This window comes from Candidatus Flexifilum breve (genome assembly GCF_016713355.1).
Map to the genome: position 1 here is coordinate 103070 of NZ_JADJPI010000004.1, position 20317 is coordinate 123386.

Consider the following 20317-nt stretch of genomic DNA (forward strand, 5'->3'; position numbering starts at 1 on the left):
TAAGATCCACAATCTAAGGAGCTATCACACAATGCGTCAAACTATCATCGCTGGCAACTGGAAAATGTATAAGACCGTCGCGGAATCAGTCGATTTCGTGCGCCAACTTCTCCCGCGCCTCGAACCGTTCAGCAATGTCGAACGCGTCGTGTGTCCGACGTTCGTCGCGCTCGCCCCAGTCGCCGATGTGCTGCGCGGCAGCGCGGTCAAGGTCGGCGCGCAGAATGTGGCGTTCAACAAGGAAGGCGCATACACCTCGCAGATCGCCCCCGGCATGCTGCAAGGGCTGGTCGAATACGTGATCATTGGGCACAGCGAAGCGCGCAAGTATCTTGGCGAAACCGACGAGGACATCAACAAGAAGGCGAAAATCGCGCTGGAATACGGCCTCAAGCCGATCATTGCGGTCGGCGAGAGCCTCGAAACCTATGAAGCCGGGCAGACGGCAGCGTTCGTCGGCGGGCAGGTGCGCGCGGCCTTGAACGGCATCAGCGCGGAGCAGATGGCGAGCATCGTCATCGCCTACGAGCCGATCTGGGCGATTGGCACGGGCAAGAACGCCAGCGCCGACCTCGCCAACCAGATCATCAGCGGCGCGGTACGCGGCACGGTGCGCGACTTGTACGGCGATGCGGTGGCGGGCGCGCTGCGCATTCAGTACGGCGGCAGCGTCAAGCCGGACAACATGGCCGATTACATGAGCCAACCGGATATCGACGGGGCGCTGGTCGGCGGCGCGTCACTCAAGCTGGATGATTTCACCAAGCTGGTCGAAGCGGCGGCGCAGGTCAAGTAAATCCCCCCCTACCCCTCCCCGAATTCGGGGAGGGGAGCAGACATTGCACGCAGGCAGTGAAATGCGCCCAAAGGGTACAGATGCGGTAAGGTTGAACAATGGACGCGATGAAGCGCGTCCCGACGAAAGAACAGATTCAGCGGTAGGTTGAGAAAGGTAAGCGGCTCTGGGTATTCTGGAATTGGTCTTCCCGTGGCTGCTCGTGATCGGGCTGCTGGTCGCCATGCGACGACTTGAGGGATGGCTGCACCAGCATATCTTCAAGGTCGGGTGGCTGATCACCAAGAATCTGCACACCACCACGATTTTGTACTACACGTTCTTCCTCCCTGGCGTCGTCTTTCATGAGTTCGTGTTGTGGCTGGTCGCCGGCGTGTTCAATGTGCGGGCCGAACGAGCGATTGCGTGGCCGGAAGCGCAGGCGATTGCCGAACTCAAACTGAACTTCATTCGTCTATCCAAGAACACGTCCGCATTCAAAGTCGCAGTGATCAGCGTCGCGCCGCTGCTGGCAGGCATCGCCTTGATTGCGTTCGTGCTGACCAGTGTGATGGATATCAGCGGTATCCGCATTCTGATTGCCTCCGGGTCGCTGGACGATGTGAACGTTGCGATTGGCCGACTGACGGCAACGCCGGATTTCTGGCTGTGGTTTTACCTCATCTTCGCCGTCGCCAACACAATGATGCCGGAATGGGACAAGCTGAAAGGCTGGCGTCCGGTACTGATTGTGCTCGGCGTAGGCGTGGTGCTGCTGTTCCTGCTCGGCGTGGGCGATGAGCTGTTCGTCGAGGCGTTCACCGGGCCGCTGGCGACGCTGCTCTCGCTGCTGGCCGGGTCGCTCATCGGTGTGATCGCCATCAATCTGGTGATGACGGGCGTGCTCGGCGGCATCGAATCGTTGATCGAGCGCGTCACCGGGGACAGCGCCACGTTCCAGAACGGCAAGCTGGTCGCCATGCGCCGCGAGGAAATCCTCAAGCAAAAGGAGCAGGCGCGGCAGAAACAGCAGAAGCAGTTGGAAGCGGCGAAGAACGCGCCGAAAACACCGGGCGGCCCACCCTCGATTTACAAGCTGCCGCTGCCGATCCCCGGAGCACCCGGCAAAGAGCCCGAAGCCCTTCCCCGCCCGGCCCCCGTGACAGCGCAGCCCGCACCCTCCGATGATCGCGCAGGCCCAGTGATGATCACCGGGACGGCGATGCCAAAACCGCCAGCGGACGAAGCTGCAGAAGAATAGAGCGAAACCTCACCCTAACCCCTCTCCTAGAGGAGAGGGGAGAAAATCATTTATCTGATGATGCAGGGTGGGAGCGATTGAGGCGCGTGAGGATGACGAAGCCGAGGGCGACGAGCAGGAACATCATCGCGAGCGCGATGAACTTGAACAATTGGCTGGCCGTCACCAGCGTGAGCACCCCGAAAAACGCACAAAACAGGTAGTAGGCGACGACAATTTGCCGCTGCGTGAAGCCGATATCCAAGAGGCGGAAATGCAGGTGTCCCCTGTCGCCCGAGAACGGACTGCGGCCATCGCGAATGCGGCTGACGACCTGCCAGACGGCATCGACGAGTGGGAGGCCAACCACAAGCAGAATGGTCGCCATCTTCGCGCCGCCGATGATGCTCAGCGTGCCGAGCGCGTAGCCGAGGAACGGCGCGCCACCGCCCATGATGATCCGCGCCGGATGAAAATTGAAGAGCAAGAAGCCAAGCGACGCGCCCATCAAGGCGAGATGCAGCAGGCTGACGCTGGTCTGCGCGGGTTCGACGCGAAAAGCGCTGTTGACAAACAGCATCGTCCCGGCGATGAAGGTCACGCCCGCGGCCAGGCCATCCATGCCGTCGAGCCAGTTCATCGTATTCATCATGCCGACGAGCCAGAACAAGCTGAGCACGACCGTCACGATGTACGGGAAGGGATCGGTCTGCGCGCCCGTGAACGGGTTATTGAAATACTGGATGAAGATCTGAAACAGGATGGCGATAGCCGCCGCCGCAAACTGAAAGAGGAACTGTGGGAGCGCCTTGAGCTCGATGAGGTCGTCCAGCAGACCGCCGACGAAGATGATGAGCGAGCCGAGGATGAGCCCAGTCAGGCGGATGATTTCGTAGGAATCCAAGCGCGGCACAGGCAAAAACTGCGCCGCGATCACCGCGCTGATGAAACCGCCGAACAGCGCGATCCCGCCGAGGCGGGACAGGCGCTTATGGTCGGCTTCACTGCTGCGCCGACCACCCGCTTTCGCGACCGCCCCAATGCGCTTGCCCAGCCAATCGGCCAAGGGGATGAGCGCCAGCGAGACACTCAACGCCAGGCCAAAAACCAGAAGATAGGCGTAGCCTTCCGACACAGGCGGCTACGTCCCGAACTGGCGATCTCCGGCATCGCCCAGCCCCGGCACAATGTAGCCGATTTCGTTCAACTTTTCGTCAATTGTGGCGACATGGATCGGCACGTCCGGGTGCGCGGTGGAGAGGCGTTCGACGCCTTCCGGCGCAGCGATCAGGCCAATGTACTTGATGCGCGGAGCGCCCCATTTCTTGAGCACATCGACCGCGGCCACCGCCGAACCGCCCGTGGCGAGCATCGGGTCGAGCACGAGGCAGAGCTGGACGGTCGGCGCATCCGGCAGGCGATTGTAGTAAGCGACTGGACGCAGCGATTTCTCGTCGCGGTAAAAACCAAGATGCCAGACCTGCACATTCGGCAGGAGCGCGAGCGCACCTTCGACCATGCCCAAGCCCGCGCGTAAAATCGGCACGAGGCCGATGGTTTCTTCGGCTTTGCTGCCCGTGGTCGTGGCCATCGGCGTGGTGACCTGCTTGGGCGCGAGCTTCAGGTCGTGTGTGGCTTCGTACATCAGCAGCAGGCAGAGCTCGCGCGTGAGTTCACGAAATGACCGATGATCGGTCTGGACATCGCGCAGCAGGGTCAGCTTGTGCTGCACGAGGGGGTGTTTGGACACGAAGACTTGGCTCATGGGGTGAAATCCTTAAGTTCTGGTGTGAGTGTAGCGAAAAACCATTTTCGGGCCCTTCCCCGTATCCGGGAAGGCAGGCGCGCAAACGCCCCGATTTTACGTCCCCACTACCGCCGTGTCAAAGCATCGGCTATACTACAATAGAACATTTATGCAGAACCAGCGGAGAATTCTATGTCCGATGACGACCGCTTAGTGAGCGGCAAAGCCCAACGCGATGACCGCGAAAATATCGCTTTGCGCCCCAAGCTGCTCCGCGACATCGTCGGGCAAGATCGCGTGCGCGAAAACCTCAAGATCATCATCGACGCGGCGAAAGCCCGCAGCGAACCAATCGATCATGTGCTGTTTTACGGACCGCCCGGCTTGGGCAAGACGTCGCTGGCGTTCGTGATCGCCAATGAGATGAACAGCAACATCCGGATCACCGCTGGACCATCGATTGAACGGGCGGGCGACCTCGCGGCGATTCTCACGCATATGAAGCAGAATGACGTACTATTCATTGACGAAATCCACCGCTTAGGGCGGGCTGTCGAAGAAATTCTCTATCCGGCGATGGAAGACTTCGCGCTCGACATTGTGATCGGCAAGGGGCCAGCGGCGAAGAACGTGCGTCTCAACCTGCCGCGCTTCACGGTGATCGGCGCGACAACCCAGCTCGCGCTGCTGGCGGGGCCGTTACGCGACCGCTTCGGCGCGCGCTTCCGCCTCGACTTCTATGACCAGAAGTCGATGGAGTTCATTATTGAACGCGCCGCCGGAATGCTGAAAATCGAAATCACGCCGGAAGGCAAAGCAGAAATTGCCCGCCGCGCCCGCGGAACGCCGCGTGTGGCGCTGCGTCTGCTGCGGCGCTGCCGCGATTACGCGCAAATCCGGGCGGACAGCATCATCAACGGCAAAGTAGCGGGCGAAACGCTCGAATTGATGGGGATCGACTACCTCGGCTTGGACGACATCGACCGCCGCATTCTGAACGCGATCATCCTGCATTATGAGGGTGGCCCGGTCGGTTTGCAGACGATTGCCGCGTCAATTGGTGAGGATGCGTCCACGATTGAAGATGTGTACGAGCCGTATCTGATGCAGCTCGGCTTCCTCAAACGGACGAAGAGCGGGCGCATGGCAACCTTCCGCGCGTACGAGCATATGGGCATCCCGTATGCGTCGCGGGAAGAAGACAATCAGAAGCCGCTGTTTTAGGTAAGAACTCCTGCCCTGCCCCTCTCCGATCAGAGAGGGGTACAAAACCCACAATTGACACAATTCAACAGAACATGAGTACGTCCATGAAGCTAGCTGATTTTGATTATGAACTGCCGGAGTCGTTCATTGCGCAGACGCCCGCCGAGCCGCGCGATTCGTCGCGCTTGATGCGGCTGAACCGGCAAACGGGCGCGCTGGAGCACCACGTCTTTCGCGACATTGTGAATTACATCAATCCCGGTGATGTGCTGGTGCTGAACACCACGCGCGTGATCCCCGCGCGGCTGCACGCCACCAAAGCCGACACGGGCGGCGCGGTCGAAGTGCTGCTGCTGCGGCAGATGACCGACGTGCGCTGGCACGTGCTGGTCGGCGGGCGGCGGATTCTCCCCGGCACCAAGCTCGTGTTTGGCGACACCGGGCTGACGGCGACCGCCGTCGAGATGCTGGAAGAAGCTGAGCGGATTATTGAGTTCAATGAACCCATTAATAGTCGGCTGGATAACATGGGCGAGATGCCGCTGCCGCCCTACATCCATGCGCCCCTGATCGATCCGGAGCGCTACCAGACGGTCTACAGTCGACAGGAAGGCTCCGCCGCCGCGCCGACTGCGGGTCTGCACTTCACGCCGGATCTACTGCTGGCGCTGCGCAACAAGGGCGCGATCTTCGCGCATGTGACGCTGCATATCGGCTTAGGGACGTTCCAGCCTGTGAAAGCTGAAGACATCCGGGATCACCATATTCACAGTGAGCTGGCGATGCTGACCGCCGACGAAGCCCGCGTGATTAATGAGGCGAAGCTGGCAGGCGGGCGTATTATCGCTGTGGGCACAACCGCAGTGCGCGCACTGGAAACAGCCGGAATTCTGAGCGCAGGCGGTGATCCCGCCCACCCAGAGATCACGCCGAACGCATGCCCGTGGCGTCCGGTGACGGCGTTCAAGCAGGATACGAATTTGTTCATCTACCCCGGCTACCGCTGGCGCGTGGTCGACGCGATGGTCACGAACTTTCACCTGCCCAAATCGAGCTTGTTGATGATGATCAGCTCGTTTGCCGGGCGCGAGCACGTGATGAACGCTTACGAAACAGCCAAGCGCGAAGGCTATCGGTTCTTCTCGTTCGGGGATGCAATGTTCATTGAGTAGAGTTACATGAGGCTAGACGAGCAGTTGTTGGCGGACGATCAAGCACTCATCAAGCGGATCAAGGCGCAGGTGATGGGCGGCACGATCACGACTATGCAGGAGAAATTCGGCATGGGAGCGCAGATGAGCACCCCGCCGCCGCTGGATGAGATTGCGTGGGCGGAAGAGCAGATCGGCTTTCGGCTGCCAGCGCTCATCCGCGAAATCTGGCTGCAGGTCGGCAACGGCGGGTTTGGTCCGGGCTACGGGATTACCGGGGGGCGCCGGTACCCAGCGCTGGTGGAGAGTGCGGTCCACGCCACCAGGGATTGGCTGCTGCAGAGCGCCCAAAGGGGGGCCGCGCACACGCCGCGTCGGTGGAGCGACTGGCAGATGGACCCAGCAGCGTAAAGCGGCGGACGCGATAAATGCGCGTCCCTACGAAAGACGTGTCAGTCGTTTGGCGCTTACCTCAGGATTGACGTTCGCCGCGTGCACCGATACAATACCCGTTCTGTTAGCCAATTTTCCCCGTATTGCGCTACCCGGTGGCGGATGCGGCGGTAAGCGAAATTGGAGTCTCGCGCATGTATGCAATTGTTCGTACCTCTGGCGGCAAACAATACCGCGCAGAACCCGGCACGGTCATTGATGTTGAACGCCTGCCGAATAACGTCGACGAGAAAATCGTCCTGAACGAAGTCCTCTTGATCGGCGACGGCGATAATACGCAGGTCGGGATGCCGACAGTGGCGGGTGCCAGCGTCACGGCGACCGTCGTAGCGCAGTATCGCGCGGCGAAGATCATCGTCTTCAAGTATCGTCACCGCACCAAGTACCGCCGTAAGCGCGGTCATCGCCAGTACTATACCCGTCTCCGCATTGATGAGATTACGGTTTAGGTCGAGGTTAACTAAAAATGGCACATAAAAAAGGTGGCGGCAGCAGCCGCAACGGTCGTGACAGTAATTCGCAGCGCCTCGGCGTGAAGCGTTTCGGCGGTCAGCTCGTTCAGCCCGGCACGATTATCGTGCGCCAGCGCGGGACGCAGTTCCACCTCGGCGAAAACGTCTTCATGGGCAAGGATCACACGATCCACGCCAAGATCGAAGGCTATGTGTACTTCGAAGCGATCCCCGGCAAGACGGGCCGCAAGAAGATCAGCATCTACACCGTGAACCCGAATCCGCCCAAGACGGAAGCGGTCGTTCAGTAAAACCCAGCACGTAAGGATCGCCCCGCTGGGGCGATCTAGATTTCATAGAGCGTACGGACAGACCGTGCGCGTTAACCTAAGGACACCCTCTGATGAAAGAAAAACTTCATCCGGCATGGTTCCCGGAAGCTCGCGTGACCTGCGCGTGTGGTAACACCTGGGTCACCGGTGCCAGCCAGGCGGAAATTCGCACGGACATTTGCTCGGCGTGCCACCCCTTCTACACCGGCGAACAGCGTATCGTCGATACCGAAGGTCAGGTTGACCGCTTCATGAAGCGTCTGCAAGTGCGTGATGCGCGCAAGCAGGAAGTGGAAGATCGCGCCGCTGCCAAGACGCCGCTGACGCTCAACCTGTCGGAAATCGGCCTCGACAAGCGCACGGTCAACCTGCTGACGGAAAACGGCGTGGCGACCGCGGGCGACGCGCTGGCCAAGCTGGAAGGCGGCGATGACGCCCTCCTGAGCATCCCCGGCGTGGGCCGCAAGGTTCTGTCGGACCTGAAGCGGGCGCTGCGCGCGCGCGGCTTCGACGTTCCGAAATCGGAAACCGCAGCGGAATAAGCTCCGCAAAATGAAACCTGAAGGCAGGCCGCATTTGACGATGCGCCTGCCTTTCTTTTTGTATAGACTCCGTGAGGTTGATTGATGATTCACAAATCCGGACGCATTGAAGTGATCTGCGGGAGCATGTTTTGCGGCAAAACTGAGGAATTGATCCGCCGTGTACGCCGCGCCGTGATTGCCAAACAAAAAGTGCAGGTCTTTAAGCCGTTGATTGATAACCGCTTTGCGGTCGAAAAAGTCACCAGCCACAGCGGGCAAAACCTGGAAGCCCAGCCCATCAGTGCGCCCGCCGAAATCATTCCCCTGCTCCACCATGACACCACCGTTATTGCCATAGACGAAGTGCAGTTCTTCGATGAGTCGATTGTCGCGATGGTGGATGAACTGGCCGATCGTGGCTTGCGGGTGATCTGCGCGGGGCTCGATATGGATTTTCGCGGCGAGTGCTTCGGCTCGATGCCGGAACTGCTGTGCCGCGCCGAAGAAGTCACCAAACTGCACGCGATTTGCGTGGTGTGCGGCGACTCGGCCGCCCGCACGCAGCGACTCGTCAACGGGCGCCCCGCGCGCTACGACGACCCGATCATCCTCGTCGGCGCGCAAGAAGTGTACGAGGCACGCTGTCGTGAACATCATGTGGTGATTCGCGAGGAAATAGGTGACAGAACCTAAAAAGCTTGCTAGAATTCTTTAGGTACGCTAAGTAATTAGGAGGATACCTATGAGCGTTGCAAGTGCAAGCTTCTCGACAACGCCGTCTCAGACCGTCCAACAGTCAGGCTTGTGGCTGCGCAGCCGCAACTGGGATCTGGCGTTCATCACCTTCAGCGTAATTTTTGTCCCCCTGCCCTATCTGGTGTATCTGCTGCTCCGCGATGTGTTCGGCGTGCAGGATGACGTCAGCCGTAATGCGGTCAACGCGTTTGTGGCGATTGCGGTTGGTGGACCGCACATGATGTCGACCTTCCTGCGCACGGGCCTGGACAAAGATTTCAACCGCCGCTACCCGATGCTCATCCGTTCGTCAATTATCATCCCCATCGTCGTAGTCTCACTGGCCTTTTTGAGTATTGAGCTGTTATTGACCGTCTTCTTCTTCTGGGCAGCGACACACGTGCTGCACCAGATCATTTACGTGGTCGAACTCTATGCCCACAAAGAGTCGAAGTTTGTCCGCCACACCAAGATTCAATTCTGGTCGCGGATGATCGACTACGGCGTGATCATGACATGCCTGTTCCCGTGGGCGGCGTACAAGATCAGCCAAGGAGAGCAGGGTTTCATGGTCGGCGTGAACGACCTGACCACGGTGATTCCGAAGCTGTTCCAAGCGCAGTGGTTCTTCCTGCTGATGACAGGCATTTTCCTGATCGCGCTGGTGCTCTTCCTCGGCAAGACGGTGTGGGAATTCCGTACGAACCGCCTCAACTGGCCGAAGACAATCTTCCTGCTGCTGACGGTCACGGTCGCGTTCATCATCCCGTCGCTGCCGAATCTCGACACGGCCTTCCAAGGGCTGAACACGTGGCACTCGTTCCAGTATCTGGCGCTGACGTTCTACATCGTCAAGCTCAAGCAGAAGTCGGGTGAACTGGAAACGGACGCCCCGATTGTCGCGCGTTTTGCCAAGCGGACAAAGGACTCAAAGGGGTTATTCCTGCTGAGCACCATCATGCTGGTCGGGTCTCTGGTGGTGTTCTTCATCGTGTTCGCGCTGTCGAACGTGCTGCGCGCGGGCGTCGACACGAACCTACACTTCGACACAGCCTATTACACAGGCATTCTCTCGTTCCTGTGGATCCACTACTACCACGATCACTTCCTGTTCACGAACTTTGAGGCGCTCGACAAAGCGTACACGTGACGCTCGTCAGCATATCAGATCTGAGAAGGACGCACTGCGGTGCGTCCTTTTTATTTTCCACCCATCCTCACCCCACCCCGAATTCGGGGACGGGAGACCGATGGGCGCTCATCAAACCAAAGTCGTTTTCGTGGGGACGCGCAGCGGATGCAATTCATTGCGTCCCTACAAACCTGCAGAGGTAATCAGCGCGGGCGGCGCTGGAGGGTCGGTTCGTTGGGGAGCAGCGTGCGGGTGATTTCGATGCGATTGACGGTTTCTTCGGCGTTGACTTCGAGCACGCCACCATCGTAGTACCACACGGGCGCGCGCTGCCGATCCAGCTTTACCTCAGACGGTTCGCTTTGCATGCCCGCAACTTCGATGCGAATGCGTTTGTACGGCGGTTCAAAGCGCCCGGCACTGCGCCGGGTGATCACAAAGCGGGCATCGCCGCCTTCCCACAGACAAGACATGTAAATCCAACGGTAATTGCCCAGCTCAAAGTCACGGCCATCGCCCGCGTCCTCATAGTGGACATTTTCCCCGTTGCCGGGGAACACATGCAGATGCAACGTATCCGGTTCAGGCGAGATCATGGGCAGAATCGTGCCGCCGCGAATGAAGAGCGGCAGGCGTTCCAGCGGCGCGGTGACTGCAAAGGTCGAACCGCCGCGCACGGGTTCATTCGACCAGTAGTCGTACCACAGCCCCTTGGGGAGCGTCACGGAGCGCGTCACCGCGCCCTTTTCAACGACGGGCGCGACGAGGATGTCGCCAACGAGGTAGCAATCATCGACGTTACGCACGCCGGGATCGCACATGAACAGCGGGCGAATCACGGGCGTCGAGTACTGGCGGCTGTAGGCGATCACCGAATAGAGATACGGGAGCAACCGAGCGCGCAGTTCAAGCGTGAGCCGATTGATCAGCTCATACGGCTGTCCAAAGGTCCACGGCGATCCACTGCCGCACACCTGCGGCACCAACAGCATGGCCTGCAGCCAGCGTGTATAGAGTTCCGGATCACCGCCCACTTCCACGCCCGCGAGCATCACACCGGACAAACTGAGGTTGATGATCTGGCCGATAGACATCTTCAGGTTGTCCCACGTCGGCAGGCCGCCACCGACGCGCACGAAGACGGAGCGCGGCGTATTGAGACCGCCGGAGCGCGTCGTGATCAGCGGGCGGTGCTCCGAGCCAAACGCAGCAACCGACGCCTGCGCCATCAAGCCGCTGAAGAGATTGTGCTGATCGGCGTGCGGTTGACCGTTCGCGTGCAGCAAGTCTTCCGGCAAAGGGATGGGTTTGCCCGACGCGTTCAGGATCGTCGGCTCCGCACCTTCGAGCGCAAACCCGTCAATGCCCACGCGGATGAGCGTGGCGAGGCGATTGCTCCACCCCAACTGCGCCACGGGATCGGTGAAGTCCGGAATGATCGTCACCCCATTGGGCGAGTACAAGCGATCATCGGTCAGCCGCAGGGCTGGCAGGCCATCGTTGAGGGGAATGGCCGGCGAAAGTGAGGCGATCACTTTGACGCCGCTGCGATGAAACTGCTGGATGGTCTGCTGCTGGACATCCCCGGTCAGATACACGACGCTGGTCGGCACACGCTGATTAGGGGCGAGCAGCTGCGGGAGGGTTTCCGCTGTGACGAGATGGCCATAGCCGAGCGCCCACAGCGGCGGCTGATCGAAGCGCCCGAGCAGTTCGTTGTAGCGCCGCTCGACGAGCGTGGCATCCGCGCCCACCATGATGGTGTAGTGCAGATCGCCGCCATCCGCCTCAAACACAAGCTCGCTGCCCGTCAAATCGACTTGGCCGCGCTGCGGGTTGTCCCACAGGATGCCGTAGGAACCGTGCGCATGCACGCCCAGATAGAACGGAAGCGAAAACGGCACGGGGTCGACATCGCGTTTCAGCGGGCCGGGGTCGGTATTCCACAGCTTGTAGCGTCTGCCGCGCAGGTTCAAGCGCGCCGCCCGCGCCCCCAGACCAAAACACTGTTCGTCGGAATGCAAGCTCAGGCTGAGCGCAATCTCGCCGGATTCGCGCCAGCCGATGCCGCTCGCATCCTGACACACCATATGGTGATCGGGCAGCAGTTCCACGCGCAGGCGATAAGGTCTGCGCGCAATCCGGCAAAGCATCGAGCGCGTGCTGAGTTCGATACTGTCCTCGGTATCGGCAAACTCATTTTCGACTGCCAGCCACTGTTCGGGCTGGAAAGTGGTGAAGCGAGGCGGCGCGTGGTCATCGCTGAGCCGCCACCACACCCGCACCGCGTCGGGCGCAAGCAGCGTAAGGTCGACCCAACCGTTTTCACACTGCAAGAGCACCCCGCGTTCGTGCCGGTAAATCTGGCGGACGTGCCCGGGTTGATACCAGACAGGATTAGACCGCGCGCGAAACCCGAGACGTTTCATCATGAAAAGGACTGCTGAACCCACTGCATCGCATCGACGGGGACGCCATTGACCCACACTTCCCAATGGAGGTGGGCGCCCGAGACACGTCCGGTGCTGCCGACCGCGCCGATCACCTGCCCGGCGGCGACGGTATCGCCCAAGCCGACATAGCGATCTGACTGATGACAGTAGACGGTATATACGCCCCACCCGTGATCGATAATGGTGGTCATGCCGCGCACGTTGAGCAGATCGGCGAGCACGACAGTTCCGGGCGCGGTCGCCAGAATCGGCGCACCCGGCGCCGCCGAGAAGTCGGTACCGATATGTATGGTCTGAAAGATGCCGCCGTTATACGAGCGCAGATTGCCGAAATGTGACGAGAGCGGCGCAGCGGCGGGCAAGCCCATCGGCGCGTCGAAATAGCGCGTGGGCGTGAAACCGCTCATGGCGTTGGTGAGGAGTTGAATCTCGGCATCATTGACCGCCGGATCGAGCAAATCGAGGCGATCCGCCAGCACAGTGATGTATTCCTGCCAATAGCCGCCGCCGATCACCTGCACGTTGGTGCTGAAAGCCGTCTGCACGCCAGCACTGTCAGTCAAGGTGAGCGAAAGCGGATAAATGCCCGGCGCCGTGCCCACGGGAACGCCGACCAAGAGCGTGTGGCGGGTGTTATCCTGCTCTGCTCCATCCCGGAGCGCCCGGTCGAGCAGCATACCGCTCACCGTCACCCCGCCGCTGGTCGTCAAGCGAATGCGCCCGGTCTGGCCTTCGGTCAAGACGAGCGGGAAGACATCAAAGCTGGTAAGCGGCGCGGGCAAATCGAGCGCCAGTTCCGGCGATTCAAAGCCGGGGATAATGAGCTGCTGGCCCGCGTAGATCGTCTCTGGATCGGCGATGCCGTTGGCGGTCGCCAGCTCGTTGACGGTCGTGCCGTACTGCGTCGCGATACGAAATAAGGTTTCGCCGGATAGGACGGTGTGAATCAGCGGCGTGGACGCAACCGCGGGCGCCGGCTCCACGGGTGGATCGGCGGCGGCGATGATGAGGCCGAGGCCGACGTAGAAACCGGTCTGATCGGTGATGCTGTTCTCGGCGGCGAGCGCCTCGGGAGTGATACCGTAGAGCGCGGCGATGCTAGCCAGCGTTTCGCCCGGTTGCACCACATGCGCCTGCGCGCTGCCGGTCGTGCTGGTGGGCACAAGCAAACGCTGACCGACAGCGATGCTATCGGCCAGCGTGATGCCATTCAGTTGAGTCAGGACGTCGACGGTCGTCCCATATTCAAGCGCGATGCGAAACAGGTTTTCGCCACGCTGCACGACGTGGATGGTGACATTGGTGGTTTGCGGCGTCTCTTGCGCGGTCAGGCTGGTGGCCATAACCAACAAGGTCAAGAGAAGAGCAGCACGGAGCAAGCGACGCGTCATACAACCTCATCAAACCGCAAGCGATCTCCGATTTGCACCCGATCGAGCAAGTCGGGATTCGCCTCGACATAGTACATAGCTGGCGAGCGCGGCGCGTACATGGGTCGCCACGGCTTCGCCAGCGCTTTATCCACCACTTTACCCGACGCATCCAGCCACACGACGGCAATGGTGAAGAGCATGAAGAACATGTGGATCGCCGTGTGCGACCGGCCTTCGCTGCGGGTGACAAACAGCAAACCCGCATCCGCGGGCAAACGCGGGGTGAGCATCAGGCCTTTGAAATGACACCAAAAGCTCGCACACCACCGCGTCCGCCCTAAGACCACCGCGCCTGTATCCGCATTCCGGAGGACGCGGTAACGGCTCATGGCGCCGGAATGACCAGGACTTGCCCGACATAGATGCGATTCGGATTCGACAGGTTGTTCGCCTCGATCAGGCGGGACACCGGGATGCCGAAGCGCAGGGAAATCGTGTACAGGTTATCGCCGGGCAACACGCGGTACGTCTGACCACTTACGGAAGTCGGAACCGCTGTCGGCGCAACAACCGTCGCCGGAGCGCTGGTCGCCGGAGTGGGCGAACCGAGCGAGATCACGAGCAGTTGGCCGTAGTAGATCAGGTTGGGGTTGGTGATGCCGTTGAGCTGCGAGAGCGCGCGCACGGTCGTGCCGAAGCGGAAGGCGATGGACGACAGCGTATCTCCAAACTGGATCACGTAGGTCACGGGCTGCGAGGCCGCGGGCGGGTTGACAGCGACACTACCAGTTGTCGGCACCGGCGACGCGGTCGGCGCGATGGCCGTCGCAGTCGGGATCGCCTCAACCGGGGTCTCCGACGGCACAGCGGCGGTCGGCGCTTCGACCGTGGCCGTTTCGACTGTAGGCAGCTTGGACACCGGAATCATCAGCGTCTGCCCCACCTGAATGAAACCAAACTGATTCAGCCCATTGGCGGTGATGATGGCGTCAATCGTGCTGCCATAGCGCAGCGCGAGATCGTTCACCGTGTCACCCGTCTGGACGGTGTAGGTGAAAGACTGCGGGAAGGCCGTGGTGTCCAGCGTCGGCGACGGCACGGGCGACGAAACGGTCGTCGGTTCAGCCGTGGCTTCCACCGCCGCTTCAGTCGGCACTTCGACGGTCGGTTCGGTCGTGGGTACGGCTTCAGTCGCGGCGGGCGCAACCTCGGTTGCAGCTTCGACGGTCACCGCTTCGGTCGGAACGGGTGCAGCTTCAGTCACTGCTTCGGTGGCTTCAACAGTCGCAGGGGCTTCCGTTACGACCGGGGCGGCTTCCGTCACTTCCGCGGTCGGAGCCGCTACTTCGGCAGTCGGATCAACAGCGACCGGCACTTCGGCGGTCGCCGCGTCCGTGGCAACCGGAGCGGCTTCGGTGACAGCCGCGCCACCCGCCGCAGTGAGGCTGGCATCGTCCACGTAGATGACGTTGTTAGCGATTTTGGCGGTCGCCGTCGAGCGAATGAACACGGTCACCTGCTCGCCAGCCGCGGTCGCGCTCACACTGGACTGGCTCCAGTCGTCGTACACGGACGCAGGTTCCGACCAGACGATGCTGGCGCTCTGACCATCCGTGCCGCCTGTTGGGTCGATGCCGACGCTAAAAGCAATCTCGCCCGAGCCATCGCTCGTTTCGCTGGCGTCCGATGCCCACAGATAGGCAAACACGCTGAAGGTCAGCTCGGTGCCGGGAGCGATCCCGCTCACCTGCTGATAGAGACCGCCCGTGTGCGTTGAGTAGTAGGAGAAATATTGCTGAGCATCCGCCCCGCCATGGATGCGCGTGGTGAGGCTCAAACCGTTGACCGTATCCGTTGCGGCGAAAAACTCCGGCATCACGTTGTCCGAGGCACTCTGCCCTTCCGTCGCGGGGACATACCAAGGTGACCACCCGGCGGCGACGTTGCTTGGAATATCGCCGCTCAACGGGAGAAACGGCGCTTCAAACCCACCATTCGTCAGCAGATCGCCCGACTGGGCGGATAGCACGCCAGCAGACAAGAGCAACAACATACATAGAACGACTAGACGATACGTGTTTTTCATCTGATAGACTTCCCCTCGAAGCAAGGTCGGTTTCGGTTTGAAAAAAGTTTACACTGTTTTTAGGTTTTACGCTTGCGACAGTGTTCTGCGAATGGTACTGAGTAATACGCTCGCCGTGAAAGGTTTGAAAATGAATTGATCGTCGCGCGACACCCGCATCTCGATCAGCTTCTCGTCGCTCTGCGCGGTCGCGGTCACGATGATGATGGGGATATGGCTGGTTTCCGGGTCATGCTTCAGTGTTTCGTAGACGTTCCAGCCGTCCATGTCGGACATCATCAGGTCGAGGAGCACAATATCCGGTTTTGAATCAAACACTGCTCTGAGGCCGCGGACGCCGCCGCGCGCCCCGATATAGTCATAGCCCTCACGAACCATAAGCAAGCGGAGCAGGTCAATCATTTCAGCGTCATCTTCAATACAGACCACGCGATAGGCCATGCTCATCCTTTCCGAGGGCCACACATCTGAACGGCATTGCTTATTATGCTTCAAGTATTGCGATTTGCGCCTTAATTTCAAGATAAAATAGCGCAGATTGCCAGTATCGCAATTTATTCCGCAAGCCCGTATACTAAATGTTACTGATTCGGTTATCCTATCCATAAACCCTATGCCTCGGATTGCCATTGGCTTGTGTACGTTGGAACTCCACCTACCGGGAGTCGAGTCACTCAAAGAAAAGCGCAGTATTCTCAAATCCCTGCTCAAGCGTCTGCATAACACCTTCAACGTCGCCACCTCCGAAGTGGATTACCACGACGTGTGGGAGTCTTCCGTGATTGCGATTGTGACCGTCTCCACCTCGAACCAGCACATTGATCGATCCATCACCGAGATCATCAAGTGGATCGAGCAGCACTACCCGGATGCACAAATCGTGAATCAGGAGATCGAAATTGTCTGACGCATGAATGTGAATGCGCTGCAAGCTTACCTAGCCAGCTTCGATATTGCCATCGCTACCCCTACCCCGCAGTCGGCATCGCTGCATTTCGGCTTGCGGATCGCCGCTGATGTGATCATTGGCGCGCCGGTGATCGCCGTCTTCCAAGGTCAACATGAAATCGCGCGGGAAGTGATCAGCCCCCTGCTCGGGCTGCGCGCCTACCAAGCGCGGAATCTCGGCAATACCGCCAACCTCGCCCGCGAGCACTGGGATGAGTTCATGCAGTTGGCCGCGGACTTGTACCGCTGCTATCTGGCGGCCAACGCGCTGCTGATTCAGCTCGAAGCGCTGCATATCAGCGAAGGTCACATCACGGCGACACACTGTACGCTGCACCTCGATCAAGCCGCCGAGGTTGGTCAGGCCCCCGAACTCGTCGAGGTGGAGTCCGCCGACGCGCCTAATTTCCGCGCGGTGACGCGCGAAACCGGGATCGCGTTCCTGCCCCTCAAGGGGCAGATTGGCGTGCTGGCGAACGGCGCGGGCTTGGCGATGGCGGCGATGGACATGATCGCGCACTACAGCGGCGACAGCGTCCGCGCGGCAAATTTCATGGATATTGGCAACGACCTGCGCATCGACAAGCTGGCGACGGCGCTGGAGATTTTGCGCGAAGAGACGCAAATTCGCGCGCTGCTCATCACCTTGTTCGGCGCGGCCCAATGCGTGACGGCGGCGCATACCCTCACGGCGCTTGATCATGTGGTGCCGACGGTGGTGTATTTGAGCGGCAGCGACACGGAGGCCGCGCGGGCGATCATCGAGCGGACGAACAGCCCAATCCTGCTGACGGCGGGCACGCTACGCGAAGCGGTGCGGCGGGCGATTCATCTGGTCAGCGGCGCGCAAGCCGAGGGAGCGTGAGATGTCGATCCTCGTGAACCGCGAGAACTACGTGATCGTGCAGGGGATCACCGGGCGCGAAGGCAGTTACTACACGCTCGAAATGATGCAGTATGGCACGAACATCGTCGCCGGCGTGACGCCCGGCAAAGGTGGCGACTGGATCCACGGGAAACCCGTGTTCGACAGCGTGATCGCCGCCGTCGACGCGACAGGCGCGAATACCAGCGTAATCTTCGTGTCCGCGCCGACCGCGCCGGATGCGATCTACGAGGCGATTGACGCGGGCATCGGCCTGATCATCTGCGTGACCGAGGGCATCCCGATCATGGAGATGATGCGCATCCGCGAGTACCTCAAGCAGACATCGACGCGCCTAATTGGTCCGAATTGCCCCGGCGTGCTCACTCCCGGCGACGCGAACATCGGCATCATACCCGGTTATATCAGCAAGGCGGGCAGCGTGGGTGTGGTCTCGCGCAGCGGCACGCTGATGTACGAGGCCGTCCACGCGCTGACGAACGCCAACATGGGGCAATCGTCGATTGTCGGCATCGGCGGCGATCCGATCCTCGGCACATCGTTTGTCGACGTGTTGATGCTGCTGGAAGACGACCCGGAGACGGAGAAAGTCGTGCTGATCGGCGAGATTGGCGGGCGCGGTGAAGCGGAAGCCGCCGAATTCATCAAAGCGCGCATGACCAAGCCCGTGTTTGGCTATATCGCCGGACAGACCGCGCCACCCGGCGTGCTGATGGGGCATGCGGGCGCGATCATCGTCGACGAGAAGTCGACGGCGCGCGCGAAGGTCGCTGCACTACGCGCGGCAGGCGTCCGCATGGCCGACAATCCGCAGGAACTGCCGGAGTTGATGCGATACTGAGGTCAAGCCTCCCCCCCAGCGCCTCTCCAATCGGAGAGGGGACATAGAGACGGCGGGTCAGGGTGTGGGACAGGCGGACGTTTCGGTGGTGGTGGGAGTCCACGGATCGGACGCGCTGACGCGGGTGAAGGTCTCGCAGTAGATCAACGCATCGGCCTGCCCTGACCAGAGCAGAAAGTTGATGTTCGTCTGCAAGCCAATTGTGTTTAGGTCGAGCTGCTGGGTCGACGTGCTGGAGACACCGAGACCACGTTCGTCCGCCTCCATAATCAGCCACAGGCGAATCTGCTGCCCCGGCAGGTTGCCCTGCGAAATCGTAAGTTCACCCTGTGTCGCCATGACGATCAGGAAACAGGGAGCGAGCAGCAGCGTAAACCAAATGATCAAAGCGATGGTACAGCCCAACCGCCGAAGTGGACTGCGACGGCGAACAGTTGGCGGATTCAAGGAGTCGGTCATTCGGTTACCTCGGCAAAACGCAGTTGAATCACATCATGCTCGTCATAGCTCAGATGGGCGAACAGCGGCGCGGCGGGCGGATTATCCAAGATGCGCGGCAAAATCAACGGCAGGTCTTCGACGAGATCCAGCGCGTAGACCTCGGAGCGCGGTATCCAGTGGAGTGTGCCTTCGCTGTTCGCGACGACCGCGCGCTGATCGGCGTAGGCGGTGAAGACGAACAGCATAATCCCGGTCGCTTCGCCCGCGTCAATGTTGTAGACGATGTGCAGACGCACATCATGAACCTGTAAGCCCGTCTCTTCGAAGATTTCACGGCGGGCGGAGGTCAGCGGGTCTTCATCACGCTCGATGTGCCCTCCCACCCCATTGTAGCGATTCGGGAAGACCCGTTTGTGCGGCGCGCGCTTCATGAGCAAAATGTCATCGCCGCTGAGGACAAAGCACAGCGTACGCGGAATGGTCAACCAGCGACCAGCGGTCGCATTGGCTCCCTGCTCGTTTGCTCCCATCACAGACATCCTTCATGCTGTACAATCTAGCTAATCTGAATTGCCGCCCGTGAGCGGGCATGATAACCTTAGCGATGAGCGCTGTCTTAACCTGTTAGGCTGAAAACCCATGACGAATAAAGATGTGCCTACGCCGGATCTGCGAATCGTGCCGACTGCCAGTCTCAAGCCGCACGAAGAACACGATTCACAGCGGTCGCTGCCATTGATCGAGAGCCTCAAGACTGCGCGCTATATGATCAACCCGCCGCTCGTCGCCCCGATGGGCAACGGCGATTACGTCATCCTGGACGGCGCCAACCGCGCCTACTGCTTCTCCGCACTCGACTACCCGCATATTCTGGTGCAGGTCGCCAGCTATGAAAGCGGGCTCGTCGATCTGGACAACTGGCAGCATGTCGTCGCCGGGTGGAACATCGACGCGTTCCTGCAGCAGCTCCGCGCCATGCCGGAAATCCGCCTCGCGGAAGGCGACGCGACCGATGTGGTCGACGATATCAGCGAAGGCGATGCCGACCTCGCGCTCACGCTCCATGAGTATCACCCCGGCGACGATGACCGCGAAGAAGCGCTGGCGCAGATGTACCTGCAGGATGGCCGCGTGGTGTCGATCTATGCGCCCAACAGCTCGCTGCACGAACGAAACGCCGCCCTGCGCAAGGTGGTCGCCGTTTATCAGAAAAACGCCGCGCTCCACCGCACCACCCTCGTCGATACGGACGAAGTCTGGTCGCTCTACCCCGACGCCATCGCGCTGGTGATCTTCGCGCGCTACACCCCGCGCGATATCATCGCCGCCGCGCGGGAATACGCGTATCTGCCGCCGGGAATCAGCCGCCATATTGTGAACGGTCGGGCGATCCGCGTCAACTACCCGCTGGATAATCTGCGTGACGACAGCAAGAATCTGGATGAGAAAAACATGATTCTGCGCCAGTGGATGCAGCAAAAGCTGGCAAATCGTCAGGTAAGATTCTATGCTGAAGGCACTTACCAGTTCGACGAATGATTA

At 60.3% G+C, this 20317-nt stretch carries 22 protein-coding genes and 1 pseudogene; 14 read left to right on the plus strand and 9 right to left on the minus strand.

Annotated elements, in window-relative coordinates:
• The first annotated feature begins 31 nt into the window (after positions 1-31).
• Entirely contained in the window at positions 32-796 is a 765-nt protein-coding gene (gene tpiA, locus IPK17_RS01140; protein ID WP_343415831.1) for a triose-phosphate isomerase, read from the plus strand.
• 181 nt (positions 797-977) lie between these two features.
• Entirely contained in the window at positions 978-2036 is a 1059-nt protein-coding gene (locus tag IPK17_RS01145; RefSeq protein ID WP_343415832.1) for a hypothetical protein, read from the plus strand.
• Positions 2037-2082: 46 nt separating this feature from the next.
• Here the strand turns inward: IPK17_RS01145 and IPK17_RS01150 are convergent, their stop codons facing one another.
• Both IPK17_RS01150 and upp read right to left on the minus strand, forming a co-directional pair.
• Positions 2083-3150 carry a glycosyltransferase family 4 protein gene (locus tag IPK17_RS01150; protein WP_343415833.1) on the minus strand — a complete coding sequence of 356 codons (1068 nt, stop codon included), beginning with the start codon at positions 3148-3150 and terminating at the stop codon, positions 2083-2085.
• Positions 3151-3156: 6 nt separating this feature from the next.
• Complete coding sequence (upp, locus tag IPK17_RS01155; protein WP_343415834.1) at positions 3157-3780, minus strand: uracil phosphoribosyltransferase; 624 nt, start codon at positions 3778-3780, stop codon at positions 3157-3159.
• A gap of 174 nt (positions 3781-3954) precedes the next feature.
• On the opposite strand from upp, the gene ruvB reads away from it, so the two are divergent.
• The 8 genes and pseudogenes from ruvB (at position 3955) to IPK17_RS01195 (ending at position 9765) form a co-directional block, all read left to right on the plus strand.
• Positions 3955-4986, plus strand: a complete 1032-nt coding sequence (gene ruvB, locus IPK17_RS01160) for a Holliday junction branch migration DNA helicase RuvB (RefSeq protein ID WP_343415835.1) — start codon at positions 3955-3957, stop codon at positions 4984-4986.
• An 86-nt stretch (positions 4987-5072) separates the two neighbouring features.
• Complete coding sequence (gene queA, locus IPK17_RS01165) at positions 5073-6140, plus strand: tRNA preQ1(34) S-adenosylmethionine ribosyltransferase-isomerase QueA (protein ID WP_343415836.1); 1068 nt, start codon at positions 5073-5075, stop codon at positions 6138-6140.
• Positions 6141-6146: 6 nt separating this feature from the next.
• The gene (locus IPK17_RS01170) at positions 6147-6530 is read left to right on the plus strand and encodes a hypothetical protein (protein ID WP_343415837.1); all 384 of its coding nucleotides are present in this window, start codon (positions 6147-6149) and stop codon (positions 6528-6530) included.
• Between the two features lie 176 nt (positions 6531-6706).
• Positions 6707-7021 (plus strand): 50S ribosomal protein L21, encoded by a 315-nt coding sequence (gene rplU / locus IPK17_RS01175; protein WP_343415838.1) that lies wholly within the window; start codon positions 6707-6709, stop codon positions 7019-7021.
• 17 nt (positions 7022-7038) lie between these two features.
• Entirely contained in the window at positions 7039-7335 is a 297-nt protein-coding gene (gene rpmA / locus IPK17_RS01180) for a 50S ribosomal protein L27 (protein ID WP_343415839.1), read from the plus strand.
• Positions 7336-7427: 92 nt separating this feature from the next.
• A pseudogene (rpmE, locus tag IPK17_RS01185) lies at positions 7428-7631 on the plus strand (50S ribosomal protein L31); the annotation flags it as partial.
• A 351-nt stretch (positions 7632-7982) separates the two neighbouring features.
• The gene (locus IPK17_RS01190; RefSeq protein ID WP_343415840.1) at positions 7983-8573 is read left to right on the plus strand and encodes a thymidine kinase; all 591 of its coding nucleotides are present in this window, start codon (positions 7983-7985) and stop codon (positions 8571-8573) included.
• Between the two features lie 49 nt (positions 8574-8622).
• Positions 8623-9765, plus strand: a complete 1143-nt coding sequence (locus IPK17_RS01195) for a hypothetical protein (RefSeq protein ID WP_343415841.1) — start codon at positions 8623-8625, stop codon at positions 9763-9765.
• A gap of 185 nt (positions 9766-9950) precedes the next feature.
• Here the strand turns inward: IPK17_RS01195 and IPK17_RS01200 are convergent, their stop codons facing one another.
• From IPK17_RS01200 to IPK17_RS01220, 5 genes are all read right to left on the minus strand, one after another.
• Positions 9951-12179, minus strand: a complete 2229-nt coding sequence (locus IPK17_RS01200) for a glycoside hydrolase family 31 protein (RefSeq protein WP_343415842.1) — start codon at positions 12177-12179, stop codon at positions 9951-9953.
• Entirely contained in the window at positions 12176-13591 is a 1416-nt protein-coding gene (locus tag IPK17_RS01205; RefSeq protein ID WP_343415843.1) for a LysM peptidoglycan-binding domain-containing protein, read from the minus strand. The genes IPK17_RS01200 and IPK17_RS01205 overlap by 4 nt, the downstream gene beginning before the upstream one ends.
• The gene (locus tag IPK17_RS01210; protein WP_343415844.1) at positions 13588-13962 is read right to left on the minus strand and encodes a DUF192 domain-containing protein; all 375 of its coding nucleotides are present in this window, start codon (positions 13960-13962) and stop codon (positions 13588-13590) included. Before IPK17_RS01210 ends, IPK17_RS01205 begins: the two co-directional genes overlap by 4 nt.
• On the minus strand, positions 13959-15626 hold the full coding sequence (locus IPK17_RS01215; protein ID WP_343415845.1) for a LysM peptidoglycan-binding domain-containing protein: 1668 nt from the start codon (positions 15624-15626) through the stop codon (positions 13959-13961). The genes IPK17_RS01210 and IPK17_RS01215 overlap by 4 nt, the downstream gene beginning before the upstream one ends.
• Positions 15627-15725: 99 nt before the next feature.
• Entirely contained in the window at positions 15726-16100 is a 375-nt protein-coding gene (locus IPK17_RS01220; RefSeq protein WP_343415846.1) for a response regulator, read from the minus strand.
• 172 nt (positions 16101-16272) lie between these two features.
• Between IPK17_RS01220 and IPK17_RS01225 the strand changes: the two genes are divergently transcribed.
• From IPK17_RS01225 to sucD, 3 genes are read left to right on the plus strand one after another with little or no spacing between them, the layout of a single operon-like run.
• Positions 16273-16566: a DUF503 domain-containing protein gene (locus IPK17_RS01225; RefSeq protein ID WP_343415847.1), complete on the plus strand. Its 294-nt coding sequence runs from the start codon at positions 16273-16275 to the stop codon at positions 16564-16566.
• Positions 16567-16569: 3 nt separating this feature from the next.
• Positions 16570-17472, plus strand: coding sequence for a hypothetical protein (locus IPK17_RS01230; RefSeq protein WP_343415848.1), 903 nt, complete (start codon positions 16570-16572; stop codon positions 17470-17472).
• 1 nt (position 17473) lies between these two features.
• Entirely contained in the window at positions 17474-18334 is an 861-nt protein-coding gene (sucD, locus tag IPK17_RS01235) for a succinate--CoA ligase subunit alpha (RefSeq protein WP_343415849.1), read from the plus strand.
• A gap of 57 nt (positions 18335-18391) precedes the next feature.
• Here the strand turns inward: sucD and IPK17_RS01240 are convergent, their stop codons facing one another.
• A complete protein-coding gene (locus IPK17_RS01240) occupies positions 18392-18793 on the minus strand; it encodes a hypothetical protein (RefSeq protein ID WP_343415850.1) in 402 nt (133 codons plus the stop codon).
• The gene (locus tag IPK17_RS01245; RefSeq protein ID WP_343415851.1) at positions 18790-19305 is read right to left on the minus strand and encodes an NUDIX hydrolase; all 516 of its coding nucleotides are present in this window, start codon (positions 19303-19305) and stop codon (positions 18790-18792) included. Before IPK17_RS01245 ends, IPK17_RS01240 begins: the two co-directional genes overlap by 4 nt.
• A gap of 109 nt (positions 19306-19414) precedes the next feature.
• On the opposite strand from IPK17_RS01245, the gene IPK17_RS01250 reads away from it, so the two are divergent.
• Positions 19415-20314, plus strand: coding sequence for a ParB N-terminal domain-containing protein (locus IPK17_RS01250; protein WP_343415852.1), 900 nt, complete (start codon positions 19415-19417; stop codon positions 20312-20314).
• The last annotated feature ends 3 nt before the right edge of the window (positions 20315-20317 follow it).

What these genes read in the sequence shown, in the direction of transcription:
- tpiA (WP_343415831.1), top strand. Translation starts at nt 32, where the DNA reads ATGCGTCAAACTATCATCGCTGGCAACTGGAAAATGTATAAGACCGTC.
- upp (WP_343415834.1), bottom strand. Translation starts at nt 3,780, where the DNA reads ATGAGCCAAGTCTTCGTGTCCAAACACCCCCTCGTGCAGCACAAGCTG.
- ruvB (WP_343415835.1), top strand. Translation starts at nt 3,955, where the DNA reads ATGTCCGATGACGACCGCTTAGTGAGCGGCAAAGCCCAACGCGATGAC.
- queA (WP_343415836.1), top strand. Translation starts at nt 5,073, where the DNA reads ATGAAGCTAGCTGATTTTGATTATGAACTGCCGGAGTCGTTCATTGCG.
- IPK17_RS01170 (WP_343415837.1), top strand. Translation starts at nt 6,147, where the DNA reads ATGAGGCTAGACGAGCAGTTGTTGGCGGACGATCAAGCACTCATCAAG.
- rplU (WP_343415838.1), top strand. Translation starts at nt 6,707, where the DNA reads ATGTATGCAATTGTTCGTACCTCTGGCGGCAAACAATACCGCGCAGAA.
- rpmA (WP_343415839.1), top strand. Translation starts at nt 7,039, where the DNA reads ATGGCACATAAAAAAGGTGGCGGCAGCAGCCGCAACGGTCGTGACAGT.
- IPK17_RS01190 (WP_343415840.1), top strand. Translation starts at nt 7,983, where the DNA reads ATGATTCACAAATCCGGACGCATTGAAGTGATCTGCGGGAGCATGTTT.
- IPK17_RS01195 (WP_343415841.1), top strand. Translation starts at nt 8,623, where the DNA reads ATGAGCGTTGCAAGTGCAAGCTTCTCGACAACGCCGTCTCAGACCGTC.
- IPK17_RS01200 (WP_343415842.1), bottom strand. Translation starts at nt 12,179, where the DNA reads ATGATGAAACGTCTCGGGTTTCGCGCGCGGTCTAATCCTGTCTGGTAT.
- IPK17_RS01205 (WP_343415843.1), bottom strand. Translation starts at nt 13,591, where the DNA reads ATGACGCGTCGCTTGCTCCGTGCTGCTCTTCTCTTGACCTTGTTGGTT.
- IPK17_RS01210 (WP_343415844.1), bottom strand. Translation starts at nt 13,962, where the DNA reads ATGAGCCGTTACCGCGTCCTCCGGAATGCGGATACAGGCGCGGTGGTC.
- IPK17_RS01215 (WP_343415845.1), bottom strand. Translation starts at nt 15,626, where the DNA reads ATGTTGTTGCTCTTGTCTGCTGGCGTGCTATCCGCCCAGTCGGGCGAT.
- IPK17_RS01220 (WP_343415846.1), bottom strand. Translation starts at nt 16,100, where the DNA reads ATGGCCTATCGCGTGGTCTGTATTGAAGATGACGCTGAAATGATTGAC.
- IPK17_RS01225 (WP_343415847.1), top strand. Translation starts at nt 16,273, where the DNA reads ATGCCTCGGATTGCCATTGGCTTGTGTACGTTGGAACTCCACCTACCG.
- IPK17_RS01230 (WP_343415848.1), top strand. Translation starts at nt 16,570, where the DNA reads ATGAATGTGAATGCGCTGCAAGCTTACCTAGCCAGCTTCGATATTGCC.
- sucD (WP_343415849.1), top strand. Translation starts at nt 17,474, where the DNA reads ATGTCGATCCTCGTGAACCGCGAGAACTACGTGATCGTGCAGGGGATC.
- IPK17_RS01240 (WP_343415850.1), bottom strand. Translation starts at nt 18,793, where the DNA reads ATGACCGACTCCTTGAATCCGCCAACTGTTCGCCGTCGCAGTCCACTT.
- IPK17_RS01245 (WP_343415851.1), bottom strand. Translation starts at nt 19,305, where the DNA reads ATGGGAGCAAACGAGCAGGGAGCCAATGCGACCGCTGGTCGCTGGTTG.
- IPK17_RS01250 (WP_343415852.1), top strand. Translation starts at nt 19,415, where the DNA reads ATGACGAATAAAGATGTGCCTACGCCGGATCTGCGAATCGTGCCGACT.